Source organism: Prevotella aff. ruminicola Tc2-24 (genome assembly GCF_900110895.1).
In the GTDB taxonomy this organism is placed as follows: Bacteria; Bacteroidota; Bacteroidia; order Bacteroidales; family Bacteroidaceae; genus Prevotella.
The window spans coordinates 318,041-330,433 of record NZ_FOIQ01000001.1 but is presented as its reverse complement, the minus strand read 5'-3'; the positions used below and the strand labels follow the sequence as shown (position 1 = coordinate 330,433).

Below are 12,393 nucleotides of genomic sequence, written 5' to 3'. Positions count from 1 at the left end.
TTGTGTATATTTGCGCAATAAATGATTCTTAATCATCATAACCGGTAGGAGTATGGGAAAGTATAACATTACTGAGAAGAAAGAAAAAGAGGCTGCCTATAGGAGTCTAGTCAGCCCCAAGATGATGGATGAGATGCAGGAGAAAATCCTGAACATCATCGTGATGCAGAAAAAGTACCGTGACAAGGACTATTCTGCAAAAAAACTTGCGGAAGACTTGGGTACAAACACTCGTTACATCTCTGCAGTTGTCAATGTTCGTTTCCATATGAATTACACATCGTTTGTGAACAAGTATCGTATTGACGAGGCCATGAGTATTCTTGTTGACAAACGCTATCAAGATCTTCGTATGGAGCAGGTGAGTGATATGGTTGGTTTTGCTAACCGCCAGTCTTTCTATGCATCGTTTTACCGGGTTGTTGGCATTACTCCCCGTGAATATCGCCTTCAGCATCTGAAGCAGCATCCTGCGATGAAGGCAAAACGGCCTCGCAAAACTAAAGCATAAGGAGGAGAGGATTTAGTGGATTTTGAATATCGTGATGAGCGGTTTGCGGATTTGCAACTGCTAAGATATCGTTTGAACGGGTTTGAGAAGTTAACGCTCCAGCAGAAGGAGTTAGTATATTATCTAGCCAAGGCGGCCCTGTCCGGACGAGATATAACATTTGATCAGTTTGGAAAATATAACCTCCGCATCAGAAAGATGTTGGAGGTTATCTATGTTGATAAAACAACTTCGCATGAATCTGAAGAATTCAAGGCGTTGGAAGTCTACTTGAAACGGATTTGGTTCTCAAGCGGAATTCATCATCATTATGGCTGTGAGAAATTTAAGCCTGGTTTTTCTCCAGAGTTTCTACGTGCTGCATTAGTGAAAGTTGATTCGAGAAAACTGCCTTTGAAAGAAGGGGAGACAGTTGCCAACCTGTGTGATGAGCTCTTTCCTGTTATTTTTGACGATTCAGTGTTGCCAAAACGAGTCAATAAGGCAGATGGCGAAGATTTACTATTAACATCGGCATGTCATTTTTATGATGGGGTTACTCAAGAAGAAGCAGAGCAGTTCTATGCTGATATGAAGATACAGCATGCTGATACTAATGCACCTATTTCTTATGGTCTTAATTCCACTTTGGTGAAAGAAAATGGCATATTGCAGGAACAGGTATGGTGCGCTAGTGGTAAATATGCCAATGCCATTCAGCATATCATATATTGGTTGGGAAAAGCACGGGATGTAGCAGAGAACAACCAACAGAAAAAGGTAATTTCTTTGCTTATAAAATACTATGAATCAGGAGATCTTAGCATATTCAATGAATATTGCATTGAATGGCTAAAAGAGCACGATTCCGTCGTTGATTTTATCAACGGTTTCATCGAGGTTTATGGTGATCCGTTAGGTCTGAAAGGCTCTTGGGAAGGATTGGTGGAATATATTGACGAAGAAGCCACGCAGCGTACACAGACTATCAGTCGCCATGCACAGTGGTTTGAAGACCATTCTCCTGTTGACCCGCGTTTTCGTAAGCCGGTAGTTAAGGGCGTTTCTGCCAACGTGATATGCGCAGCAATGTTGGGAGGCGACGAATATCCTTCTACGGCCATTGGCATCAATCTGCCAAATGCCGATTGGATCAGGGCCGAATATGGAAGCAAAAGCATTACGATCAGTAATATAACGGAGGCTTACAACAAGGCATCGCGTGGTAACGGTTTTAAAGAGGAGTTTGTTATCGATAAAGATACTCTCCAGTTGATTGATAAGTATGGTGACATCTGCGATGATTTGCATACTGATCTGCACGAATGCCTTGGTCATGGAAGTGGACAGTTGCTTGCTGGGGTTGACCCAGATGCGCTGAAGGCCTATGGGAACACCATTGAGGAAGCACGCGCTGATCTCTTTGGACTTTATTATATTGCCGATAAAAAACTCATCGAGTTGGGACTTCTTCCTGATAGTGAGGCCTATAAGTCACAGTATTACACTTACATGATGAACGGCTTAATGACCCAACTCATCCGTATTAACCCAGGAAACCATATTGAGGAAGCGCATATGCGTAATCGAGCGCTCATTGCTCATTGGTGTCTCGAAAATGGGCATGCGGTCAAGTTGGTCAAACATAAAGGTAAAACATACGTTGAAATCACAGATTATGAAGAGTTACGTGCCCTTATCGCTCGTTTGTTAGCAGAGGTTCAACGTATCAAGAGCGAAGGAGATTATGAGGCGGCCCGACAGTTGGTTGAAAAATATGCTGTAAAGGTCGATCCTATACTCCATGAGGAAGTGTTGGAAAGATATAAACGCCTGGATTTAGCTCCATATAAAGGTTTCATTAATCCGATGATGCTTCCCGTATATGACAACAACGGTTGTATTACTGATATCCAACTGAATTATGGAGAGAGCTATGCACATCAGATGCTACGCTATAGCTCGGAATATGGGACTCTAATCTGATAATTGTAATGGATGTTAATAATCAGGTAAAAGAAATCAAGCAATCATTCCGCCAAATGATGGACGGGATGGTCTCTAAATCTATGCGCGACAAGGGGGTGACATATAAACTCAATTGGGGGGCGACGATACCTAGACTGAAAGAGATGGCAGACGGGCTGGGGAAGAATTACGACTTGGCGATTGCTTTATGGAAGGAGAATGTCCGTGAGTGTAAGATTCTGGCTACGATGGTGATGCCAGCAGAACAGATGCTGCCAGAGGTGGTAGACATTTGGATGGAACAGACCGACACCCTGGAAATTGCAGAGCAAGCGGCCTTTAATCTGTATCAGTATCTGCCTTGTGCACCTGAAAAAGCATATACTTGGATGGCATCAGGCAAGGAACTCTTTCAATTATGTGGCTTCCACATTTTATCTCGTCTATTTATGAATGGGCAAGAACCAAATGAGCGCGGTATCAATGAGTTTATCGACCAGGCATTGGCAGCTTTGCAAGGCGATAGTATTCCCGTAAAAAAAGCCGCATGGTCGTGTCTTCAAAGATTCGCAAGTTTAGGACTGGTCTACGAACGACTAACAAAAAGCGCACTTAAAACAATCAATTTAGATTTTTTATAAATTAACTCTTTTTTATCTGATTAAAAAGTAGTACCTTTGTGCGGTTTTCGAGAATTCAGATGAAAGAAAGTGTGTTGACGGCGGTGGAGCGTATTCTGGATAACTATCTTGAGATGAATAATCATCGCAAGACACCTGAGCGTTACACCATACTGAAAGCCATATACAGCATGAATGGACATTTCACACTGGAAGAGTTGAATGAGAAACTTTCGTCGGAATTGAACTTCCCAGTAAGTAGGGCTACACTTTACAATACATTGAATTTATTCTTGGAACTGCGTCTGGTCATCCGGCACCGTTTCCAGGGAACCACAAAGTATGAGGCATGCTATGATAATAATAGTCACTGTCATCAAATATGTACCATGTGTGGAAAAGTAACAGAGGTAAAGTCGCCTGAGATCATCCAGGCTGTCGATAATATGCATCTGCGCCGTTTCAGAAAAGACGGCTTCACTCTTTATGTGTATGGTGTATGCAGTACCTGTCAGTCGAAAATCACCAGACGAAAGAAACTGGAGAAGGTGAAAAGAGTTAAAACAGAACAATAATAGTTATGAACAAAGGAAAAGTTGATGTCCTGCTCGGGTTGCAGTGGGGCGACGAAGGAAAAGGTAAAGTGGTCGACGTGCTGACCCCGAAGTACGATGTGGTTGCCCGTTTTCAGGGCGGTCCTAACGCTGGTCATACGTTGGAATTTGAGGGACAGAAATATGTACTGCGCTCCATCCCGTCAGGAATCTTTCAGGGAGGAAAGGTGAATATCATCGGTAATGGTGTTGTACTGGCTCCGGATCTCTTTATGGAAGAGGCCAAGGCGCTTGAGGCTAGCGGTCACAATCTGCATGCCCGTCTGCATATCTCCAAGAAGGCTCACTTGATCATGCCAACGCATCGTGTCCTTGATGCGGCCTATGAGGCACAGAAAGGCAAGGATAAGGTGGGTACAACAGGAAAAGGTATTGGTCCGACTTATACCGACAAGATTTCTCGTAACGGCCTGCGCGTAGGTGATATCATTGAGAATTTTGAAGAGAAATATGCTAAGGCTAAGGCACGTCATGAAGCTATTCTGAAATCGCTGAACTTCGAGTATGATATCACGGAGGTCGAAAAGAAATGGCTCGAAGGTGTCGAGTATCTTCGTCAGTTCCCCATCGTCGACTCAGAACACGAAATCAACAATATCCTGAAAAGTGGCAAGAGTGTGCTGTGCGAGGGTGCACAAGGAACGATGCTCGACGTCGATTTCGGCAGCTATCCTTTTGTTACTTCTTCGAATACAATCTGTGCAGGTGCATGTACCGGTCTAGGTATTGGTCCTAATAAGATCGGTGATGTCTATGGTATCATGAAAGCTTATTGCACACGAGTAGGTGCAGGACCATTCCCTACAGAATTATTCGATGAGACGGGGAAAAAGATTCGTGACCTTGGTCATGAGTATGGAGCCGTGACTGGCCGTGAGCGCCGTTGCGGCTGGATAGACCTCGTTGCTCTGAAATACTCTATCATGGTAAATGGTGTGACACAGTTGATCATGATGAAGAGTGACGTGCTCGACGGTTTTGACACCATCAAGGCCTGTGTGGCATATAAGCAGAATGGCGTTGAAATCGATTATTTCCCCTACAATATAGAGGAAGGCATCGAACCTGTATACAAGGAACTCCCCGGATGGAAGACAGATATGACGAAGTTTACTTCTGAGGATCAGTTCCCGAAAGAGTTCAGCGATTATATCTCTTTCTTGGAGAAAGAGTTAGAGACGCCGATTAAAATTATTTCTATAGGTCCTGATCGCGACCAGACAATCGTTAGAAAATAATGGCACAGAAACCGAGTATACCCAAAGGAACGCGCGACTTCTCTCCAATGGAGATGGCAAAGCGCAACTATATCTTCGACACCATCAAACAGGTGTATCAACTCTATGGCTTTCAGCAGATAGAGACACCGGCCATGGAAACATTGCAAACACTGATGGGAAAGTACGGAGAAGAAGGAGACAAACTGCTTTTCAAAGTGCTGAATTCTGGCGATTTTCTCAGCAAGGTTACCAACGAAGAACTGCAAGAACGTAACAGTCTACATTTGGCAGCCAAGCTATGTGAGAAAGGTCTCCGCTATGACCTGACCGTTCCTTTTGCACGTTATGTGGTGATGCATCGAGAAGAGTTGCAACTGCCGTTCAAACGTTATCAGATGCAGCCCGTATGGCGTGCGGATCGCCCCCAGAAGGGACGTTATCGTGAGTTCTGGCAGTTTGATGGCGACATTGTCGGTTCCGACTCATTGTTAAACGAGGTGGAACTGATGCAGATTGTTGACACGGTGTTCTCACGTTTTGGTGTCCGGGTACAGATCAAGATTAATAACCGAAAGATCCTGACCGGTATTGCCGAAGTCATTGGCGCTGCTGATAAAATTGTGGATATCACCGTCGCTATCGATAAGCTCGATAAAATCGGGCTTGATAATGTAAATGCCGAACTTCGCGAAGACGGACTTAACGAGGAACAGATCAGTAAACTTCAGCCTATCATCTCATTAGAAGGGACGAACGAGGAGAAGTTGAATGTGATTGCTGAAGTTTTGGCGTCTAGTGAGACGGGACTAAAGGGAGTAGAAGAGACTCGTTTCATTCTTGACACCCTGAAAACACTTGGGTTGAAGAATGAGATTCAACTTGATCTCACGTTAGCTCGTGGCCTTAACTATTATACAGGTGCTATCTTCGAGGTAAAGGCCCTGGATGTTCAGATTGGTTCAATCACAGGTGGAGGTCGTTACGATAACCTTACTGGTATCTTTGGCATGCCGGGCATTTCTGGCGTAGGCATCAGTTTTGGTGTCGATCGTATCTTCGACGTGCTCAATGCTCTTGACTGCTATCCTAAGGATGCCACTGACGGCACGCAATTGCTCTTCATCAATTTCGGTGAGAAAGAAACGGCCTATTGTCTGCCCATTGTAGCAAAAGCTCGTGAGGCGGGTATCCGCACAGAGATTTTCCCCGATTCAACGAAGATGAAGAAACAGATGTCGTATGCTAATGCCAAACAAATTCCGTTTGTTGCCCTCGCAGGTGAGAACGAGATGGCTGAAGGCAAATTCACTTTAAAGAATATGTCGACCGGTGAACAACAACTCCTTTCTGGTGAGGAAATTATAAAACTCGTAAAAGATTAAGGCAAGATGTTGAAACGTTAGACAGAGTATAAATTGAAACGAAATCCCACAAAAAACTTGTGGGATTTGTTTTTTCTACGTATATTTGCAAACGAAGCTATTTTGACCATATAGAAATACAATTAATAAACTAAAAACAAATACGATTATGAAAAAGAAGTTTATTTGCGCCGTTTGTGGATATATCTATGAAGGCGACGCTGCTCCTGAGAAGTGCCCAATCTGTAAAGCGCCTGCTTCTAAGTTCTCCGAACTCAAGGAAGATGCAGAGATGACATATGCGACTGTTCATAAAATAGGTGATGGTAAGCCAGAGGGCGTTAGTCAGGAAATGATCGATGATCTGCGTAACCATTTCAACGGTGAATGCAGTGAGGTCGGAATGTATCTGGCCATGGCTCGTCAGGCCGATCGCGAGGGGTATCCTGAGATTGCAGAGGCTTTCAAGCGTTACGCCTTCGAAGAGGCAGATCATGCAAGTCGTTTTGCCGAACTACTCGGAGAATGTGTATGGGACACCAAGACTAATCTGGAGAAGCGTGCTGCAGCAGAGGCTGGTGCATGTGAAGACAAGTTCCGTATTGCCAAAAACGCGAAGGCCGCTGGTTTTGACGCTATCCACGACACTGTTCATGAGATGGCAAAAGACGAGGCTCGTCATGGTGCCGGTTTCGCAGGTCTGTTGAAACGTTATTTCAAGGCATAAAAGTACAATAAATCGACAGATAATCCGTTTTGTCAATACGATGAAACGGATTTTTTGTTTTCTTGTAGTTACTTTACTACTTTTGGCATGTGCGGATGATGACTCGTTCAGCACCGATTCATCCTTACACCTTCGTTTCTCGACAGACACATTACATCTCGATACAGTCTTTAGTCGTACGCCTTCATCGACTTATTCGTTCTGGGTATATAACCCTCATAACGATGGAGTCCGCATAGAAAGCGTCCGTTTGAGGCGTGGAAATCAGTCAGGTTATCGAGTGAATGTGGATGGTATCTATCTTGACAACTCCAATGGTTCTCAGACACAAGATGTGGAGATACGTCGTAAGGATAGTGTGCTGGTGTTTGTCGAATTGACGGCACCGGAGACAACTCAACGTAAACCAGTATTAATCGAGGACGAACTATTATTTCTCTTGGAGAGTGGGGTGGAGCAGAAAGTATGCCTACAGGCATGGGCTTGGGATGCCATCAAGCTCTACTCTCCTGTAATCACAACCGATTCAGTTATAGAATCCGATCGCCCTGTGGTTGTATATGGTGATCTTCGTGTGGAAACTGGCGCCAGATTAACCGTCAGAAATACGACATTATTCTTTCATGATGGATCTGGTATAGATGTTTATGGGCAGATAAAGGCAGAAAACTGCGTATTCAGGGGTGATCGACTTGATCGTATGTTTCCATATCTGCCATACGATCGTGTTAGTGGTCAGTGGAATGGCATACACTTACATGCTTCATCAACAGAAAACCATCTGCGATGTACGGAAATACGAAATCCAACCTATGGCATCATTTGCGATCCTGCCACCATTGATACGTCGCTCTATCGCTTGGAGATGAAGGATTGTATCATACACAACTGTCAGGCAAGTGGCTTATCAACAACCAACGCGCATGTCAGTCTGGATCACTGTCAGATTACAAACACTGGCGGAGATTGTATATCGGTGATCGGTGGATTGGTTGATATCAGCAACTGTACTCTGGCACAGTTCTACCCGTTTTCTGCTAGTCGTGGTGCTGCACTTCGCTTTTCCAACCATCAGGGAGATACAGATTATCCTCTCATACACCTTTCCTGCCAAGGCTCAATCCTGACCGGTTATGAGGATGATGTGATGATTGGCGAGCATGGAAGTGATGAAGCCATCTTGAACTATCTATTCCAGGATTGTCTGCTCCGATCGCCGGTAATAGACGATTCCTTACATTTTAGAAAGATTATCTGGGAGAACCCTCATGATGAAATTGAAGGGAAGAAACATTTCCGGGTGATTGACGAGGAGAATCTGTATTACGATTTCCACCTCGACTCACTTTCAACGGCAAGTGGACTTGGTCGCTATTAGAATTCCGAAAAAGTAAGCGGCATGAGCTTTTCTATGCCATCAATAACATAGATACACTTTTTGCCGTATAGCAGAATACGAATGGGATGCTTGGCCCGTGTCTCTGCCTCGATGATCACCTGGCGACAACTTCCGCATGGAGCAATGGGCTCATATTGCAACTCTCCGTCAGTCCCCTTGGCAGCGATAGCCAACATCTCGACAGGCGTATCAGGGTACTGGGCACCAGCGGAGAATAAGGCTGTTCGCTCGGCACAGAGTCCCGATGGATAGGCGACATTTTCCTGATTACAGCCAACCACTTCCACACCGTTCGCTAATCTGACAGCTGCTCCGACACAAAAACGAGAATAGGGGGCATAACTGCGATTAGTAGCTTCAATGGCAAGTTCTACGAGATGCTGTTCCTCTGTGGTTAGTTCTTCCAAGTGGCATGCCATGATTACGGATTTTAGTTCTATTGATTCCATCGCTGCTGATATTTTTCTGCAAATATACGAATAATTCGAGAGAAATCATTACTTTTGCAACAATAAAATACGGACATGAGAAAGATATTTATCATGATAGCGATGGTACTGTCGTTGGGCGCACAAGCTCAGATACGATGGAATCAGGCATATCAGCAGTATATAGATCAATATAAAGATATTGCGATTGAGCAGATGCGGCAATGGCATATTCCGGCATCTATCACCCTCGCGCAAGGTCTTTTGGAGAGCGGAGCCGGTAAAAGTGAGTTGGCCCGCAAAGGAAACAATCACTTTGGTATCAAGTGCAAGGGGTGGACTGGTCGTACCACCTATCATGATGACGATGAGCGGAATGAATGTTTCCGGGCATATAACTCAGCTTATGAGTCGTACACCGATCATTCGCGTTTCTTAGCAGGCAGTGCCCGGTATCGCTCGCTGTTCTCTTTGGGGACCACCGACTACAAGGGGTGGGCAAAAGGGCTGAAGGCCGCCGGTTATGCTACCAATCCGCAGTATGCACAGAAACTGATAGAGATTATCCAGTTGTATAAGCTCTACCAGTATGATACGGCGAAAGACTACGATCGCTTTATGAGTGACCGTGCCAAGGAACCACACGTAGGTGGAATGGATCTGCATCCTATTAAGATTTTCAATAAGAACTACTACCTTATTGCACGACGGGGCGATACTTTCAAGTCTATAGGCGAGGAGGTCGGTATCAGCTATCGGAAGATTGCCGGCTATAATGAGCGCCATCGGAAAGATCGTCTCGAGGAGGGAGAGGTCATCTGGTTAAAGAAGAAACAAAAGAAAGCCCCGAAGGAATATAAAGGACGTATCCACGAAGTACGTGAGGGCGAATCGATGTATTCCATCGCACAAGCGTATGGTATCCGTTTAAAGAGTCTGTATAAGATGAATCATCTGTCGCCAGAACATCAAATCAGGGTAGGCGAAAGATTGAGAGTAAGATAGAGCGGAATACGGGAATCGAACCCGCCTCCCAGGCTTGGGAAGCCCGTGCACTACCGATGTGCTAATTCCGCATAAAGTAAGTTTCCTGATTCTATTTCTGAGCCGATACCCGGACTCGAACCGGGGACCTACGCATTACGAATGCGTTGCTCTACCAACTGAGCCATATCGGCAACCTTTTGTCTAGTACGCCTGCAGGGGGTCGAACCCTGGACACCCTGATTAAGAGTCAGGTGCTCTACCAACTGAGCTACAAGCGCATGTTTTTCAAAAAGAAAGGAGGTCGTTCCCTCCTTTTGTACACCCGCAGGGGCTCGAACCCTGGACACCCTGATTAAGAGTCAGGTGCTCTACCAACTGAGCTACGGGTGCATCGTTTGTTTTGCGGGTGCAAAGGTACGCACTTTTTTTGATACTACCAAACTTTTTCGTAATTTTCTTTCTGAAAAATTATTGTCTAGTTGCATGAAAGCCTTCTAAGTTCTCGTATCTACGCGCCATCATACGTTTATAGATGTTTCTTATCCATATGGGATGGGTCAGGATAAATCCTAATCCCAGAACGATCATGAACACGTAAGTCCAAGTCATGCCGATTAACAACCCACCCACAGCTGCAATGACACCAGGGCAAAGCAGGGCTGCCGTTTCTATAACAAGCTGGATACCGTTTTCGATATTACCTTTACTAGTCAGCTTGGTCTGAAGAGGTAATGTTTGTTTGTTATATACAGCCAATTGGAAGATGATAAAATGAACCAGACCGGCCGTGGTGAACATATATGCCAACAGCATAAGCAAGGTGTATTTCCCAGAGAATAGAGCCGGCATCATAATCAGGAAGGGAATGCCCAGCACCGCACTATAAAACCAGTATTTGGCCTCCAGCAAAGTGATGATATTCTCCTTGTGTGTCATCAGTAGGTCTATATAGTTACCTTCCTGTCCCATGATCTTAACGAGAGTTATTGCGCTGTAAATAGCAAAACAATACATACACCAGTAGTTTCGTGATACCGTATCGTTGTATAAACCCGTGTATGTGATAAGAAAACTGAATACGGTCACAACTGCGAGACTTGAGATACAACGACTTTTCATCGTTTTATTCCGCATATTTGACTTCATCTCAATCTTCAGATACTCACCCACAAGACCGAATCGGTTGAGATACGAGAACTGGGATACGTGTTTTAGGGCCTTCTCACTCTTCTTGGAGATCTCTTCATAGACATATTTGAATTGGAAATGCCTGTTTATTGCGAATAAGAGGATGAGGAGTATCAAGATAACGGGAATGACATACCATTCTCCTGCCAGTTCTGTATACGTATCAAGCAGTGATCTGAAGGAATTGCCTTTTCGACTAAACAGAAGAGGTGCGAAAGGAATGGCATATAACAGTACAACACCCAAGAACCAATATACCTTACGGTTGATAAGGGTGCGGAAGAACAGATATATCTGACTGTTTAAAATAATGAGCAGGATTGAGGCGATAAACTCGAGCAAGATTGCCCCGAAGCCTGCTCCCGCAAAGAACAGAATGACGGAGTAGGGGATGAACATCGCCAGCCATAGGAAATTATAGCCGCTAACATGCGATGATACCAAGAAACACTCGATAGCCGTATATCGTGAGATGGGTTGTAGGATATAGGGCTTGACCATCATACTGGGTGTTGTCTGGAAGATGAGTCGCAGATAGAAATCTACGGCAAGGATGATCGGCATGTACGAAATCATTCTGCCAGCCTCGCCTTTGGCTTCCATGGCAATAATAGAACCGATCATGATTAAATAGAGCACAAATACTGCGCCTCCGAAATAGGTCAGAACCTTGGCCCATTTGTTCTGCTCAAAAATAGGACTACGCTTGTAACTGATATTAATATTCTTCCGGAGCAACCGGTATAGTTGGAATCTGTTCATTATCTAAATCTTAATAATACTCAATTATCTCAAGTCGATAACCTCTGCTGTCGGGAAATCCTTAGCGTTAAAACGGAACTGTGAATCGGGAATTCTCTGTTTCTTCAGGTCAGAGATGTCGAAGATGCTCCATTTCTTGCCTTGAAGCAGTTTTACCTGTGTCGGATGGTAGGTTTTCTTATCAATAGTGATGAAGAGCTCTTTGATCTTTCGCTCCTTCGAGGTGGCTGTTAGATGAACCACATAATCCTTGCCTGTCTTATTAAGGGTACTCTCGTAACCTTTTTTGTACAGATTGATAAAGTTGTAGGGGTTGATGGCCTGCAATTGTGCTTCCGTCGGGGTACTGACGTTTACCTCATCGTTATTCTTCATATACGTCCATTGTGTCTTGCCGTCGAACCAGATGGTAGCCTGTGGGGTGGTGGCATGAAACTTCTGTCCTTTGATGGCAATGGTACCACTCGTATTCCCATAGCTACCAGACGTCCTGAAATTAGCCTTTACACCCTCTTTCGCAGTAATGGCGGCTGCGGCCTTATCGAGCACCGTCCTAGCGGTCTGGGCCGATGCAGTAGCACAGAGGAGAGCTGTCGTTATCAGAAAACAAATCTTTTTCATATTCATTT

General features: G+C 44.6%; 12 protein-coding genes and 4 tRNA genes. 9 read left to right on the top strand and 7 right to left on the bottom strand.

The features are described from left to right. Nucleotides 1–52: 52 nt before the first annotated feature. The 8 genes from BMY63_RS01460 to BMY63_RS01425 all read left to right on the top strand — a co-directional run bounded on the left by BMY63_RS01460 (nucleotide 53) and on the right by BMY63_RS01425 (nucleotide 8,378). Nucleotides 53–511, top strand: coding sequence for a helix-turn-helix domain-containing protein (locus BMY63_RS01460; RefSeq protein WP_091899393.1), 459 nt, complete (start codon nucleotides 53–55; stop codon nucleotides 509–511). Between the two features lie 15 nt (nucleotides 512–526). Beyond that, nucleotides 527–2,476 carry a dipeptidyl-peptidase 3 family protein gene (locus BMY63_RS01455; protein WP_091914251.1) on the top strand — a complete coding sequence of 650 codons (1,950 nt, stop codon included), beginning with the start codon at nucleotides 527–529 and terminating at the stop codon, nucleotides 2,474–2,476. A gap of 8 nt (nucleotides 2,477–2,484) precedes the next feature. Further along, nucleotides 2,485–3,099, top strand: a complete 615-nt coding sequence (locus BMY63_RS01450) for a DNA alkylation repair protein (RefSeq protein ID WP_371113565.1) — start codon at nucleotides 2,485–2,487, stop codon at nucleotides 3,097–3,099. Between the two features lie 59 nt (nucleotides 3,100–3,158). Next, complete coding sequence (locus tag BMY63_RS01445) at nucleotides 3,159–3,653, top strand: Fur family transcriptional regulator (RefSeq protein WP_091899390.1); 495 nt, start codon at nucleotides 3,159–3,161, stop codon at nucleotides 3,651–3,653. A 5-nt stretch (nucleotides 3,654–3,658) separates the two neighbouring features. Next, nucleotides 3,659–4,930: an adenylosuccinate synthase gene (locus BMY63_RS01440; protein WP_091899389.1), complete on the top strand. Its 1,272-nt coding sequence runs from the start codon at nucleotides 3,659–3,661 to the stop codon at nucleotides 4,928–4,930. After that, the gene (gene hisS, locus BMY63_RS01435; protein WP_091899388.1) at nucleotides 4,930–6,294 is read left to right on the top strand and encodes a histidine--tRNA ligase; all 1,365 of its coding nucleotides are present in this window, start codon (nucleotides 4,930–4,932) and stop codon (nucleotides 6,292–6,294) included. Before BMY63_RS01440 ends, hisS begins: the two co-directional genes overlap by 1 nt. Nucleotides 6,295–6,442: 148 nt before the next feature. Next, complete coding sequence (locus BMY63_RS01430; protein ID WP_091899387.1) at nucleotides 6,443–7,000, top strand: NADH peroxidase; 558 nt, start codon at nucleotides 6,443–6,445, stop codon at nucleotides 6,998–7,000. A gap of 40 nt (nucleotides 7,001–7,040) precedes the next feature. Then, nucleotides 7,041–8,378, top strand: coding sequence for a right-handed parallel beta-helix repeat-containing protein (locus BMY63_RS01425; protein WP_143065685.1), 1,338 nt, complete (start codon nucleotides 7,041–7,043; stop codon nucleotides 8,376–8,378). Here BMY63_RS01425 and BMY63_RS01420 read toward each other — a convergent pair. Beyond that, the gene (locus BMY63_RS01420) at nucleotides 8,375–8,848 is read right to left on the bottom strand and encodes a cytidine deaminase (RefSeq protein ID WP_091914244.1); all 474 of its coding nucleotides are present in this window, start codon (nucleotides 8,846–8,848) and stop codon (nucleotides 8,375–8,377) included. The genes BMY63_RS01425 and BMY63_RS01420 overlap by 4 nt on opposite strands. A gap of 75 nt (nucleotides 8,849–8,923) precedes the next feature. On the opposite strand from BMY63_RS01420, the gene BMY63_RS01415 reads away from it, so the two are divergent. Further along, nucleotides 8,924–9,832, top strand: coding sequence for a glucosaminidase domain-containing protein (locus BMY63_RS01415; protein ID WP_091899384.1), 909 nt, complete (start codon nucleotides 8,924–8,926; stop codon nucleotides 9,830–9,832). Here BMY63_RS01415 and BMY63_RS01410 read toward each other — a convergent pair. The 6 genes from BMY63_RS01410 to BMY63_RS01385 all read right to left on the bottom strand — a co-directional run bounded on the left by BMY63_RS01410 (nucleotide 9,833) and on the right by BMY63_RS01385 (nucleotide 12,385). Further along, nucleotides 9,833–9,903, bottom strand: a tRNA-Gly gene (locus BMY63_RS01410). It lies immediately after the preceding gene. Nucleotides 9,904–9,932: 29 nt separating this feature from the next. After that, nucleotides 9,933–10,005: transfer RNA gene (locus tag BMY63_RS01405), tRNA-Thr, on the bottom strand. A gap of 14 nt (nucleotides 10,006–10,019) precedes the next feature. After that, nucleotides 10,020–10,092: transfer RNA gene (locus BMY63_RS01400), tRNA-Lys, on the bottom strand. A gap of 39 nt (nucleotides 10,093–10,131) precedes the next feature. Then, nucleotides 10,132–10,204, bottom strand: a tRNA-Lys gene (locus BMY63_RS01395). A 78-nt stretch (nucleotides 10,205–10,282) separates the two neighbouring features. Beyond that, nucleotides 10,283–11,764 (bottom strand): DUF5687 family protein, encoded by a 1,482-nt coding sequence (locus tag BMY63_RS01390; RefSeq protein WP_091914242.1) that lies wholly within the window; start codon nucleotides 11,762–11,764, stop codon nucleotides 10,283–10,285. 24 nt (nucleotides 11,765–11,788) lie between these two features. Next, nucleotides 11,789–12,385 carry an outer membrane lipoprotein periplasmic chaperone LolA1 gene (locus BMY63_RS01385; protein WP_091899914.1) on the bottom strand — a complete coding sequence of 199 codons (597 nt, stop codon included), beginning with the start codon at nucleotides 12,383–12,385 and terminating at the stop codon, nucleotides 11,789–11,791. Nucleotides 12,386–12,393 lie beyond the last annotated feature (8 nt).

What these genes read in the sequence shown, in the direction of transcription:
- BMY63_RS01460 (WP_091899393.1), top strand. Translation starts at nt 53, where the DNA reads ATGGGAAAGTATAACATTACTGAGAAGAAAGAAAAAGAGGCTGCCTAT.
- BMY63_RS01450 (WP_371113565.1), top strand. Translation starts at nt 2,485, where the DNA reads ATGGATGTTAATAATCAGGTAAAAGAAATCAAGCAATCATTCCGCCAA.
- BMY63_RS01445 (WP_091899390.1), top strand. Translation starts at nt 3,159, where the DNA reads ATGAAAGAAAGTGTGTTGACGGCGGTGGAGCGTATTCTGGATAACTAT.
- BMY63_RS01440 (WP_091899389.1), top strand. Translation starts at nt 3,659, where the DNA reads ATGAACAAAGGAAAAGTTGATGTCCTGCTCGGGTTGCAGTGGGGCGAC.
- hisS (WP_091899388.1), top strand. Translation starts at nt 4,930, where the DNA reads ATGGCACAGAAACCGAGTATACCCAAAGGAACGCGCGACTTCTCTCCA.
- BMY63_RS01430 (WP_091899387.1), top strand. Translation starts at nt 6,443, where the DNA reads ATGAAAAAGAAGTTTATTTGCGCCGTTTGTGGATATATCTATGAAGGC.
- BMY63_RS01425 (WP_143065685.1), top strand. Translation starts at nt 7,041, where the DNA reads ATGAAACGGATTTTTTGTTTTCTTGTAGTTACTTTACTACTTTTGGCA.
- BMY63_RS01420 (WP_091914244.1), bottom strand. Translation starts at nt 8,848, where the DNA reads ATGGAATCAATAGAACTAAAATCCGTAATCATGGCATGCCACTTGGAA.
- BMY63_RS01415 (WP_091899384.1), top strand. Translation starts at nt 8,924, where the DNA reads ATGAGAAAGATATTTATCATGATAGCGATGGTACTGTCGTTGGGCGCA.
- BMY63_RS01390 (WP_091914242.1), bottom strand. Translation starts at nt 11,764, where the DNA reads ATGAACAGATTCCAACTATACCGGTTGCTCCGGAAGAATATTAATATC.
- BMY63_RS01385 (WP_091899914.1), bottom strand. Translation starts at nt 12,385, where the DNA reads ATGAAAAAGATTTGTTTTCTGATAACGACAGCTCTCCTCTGTGCTACT.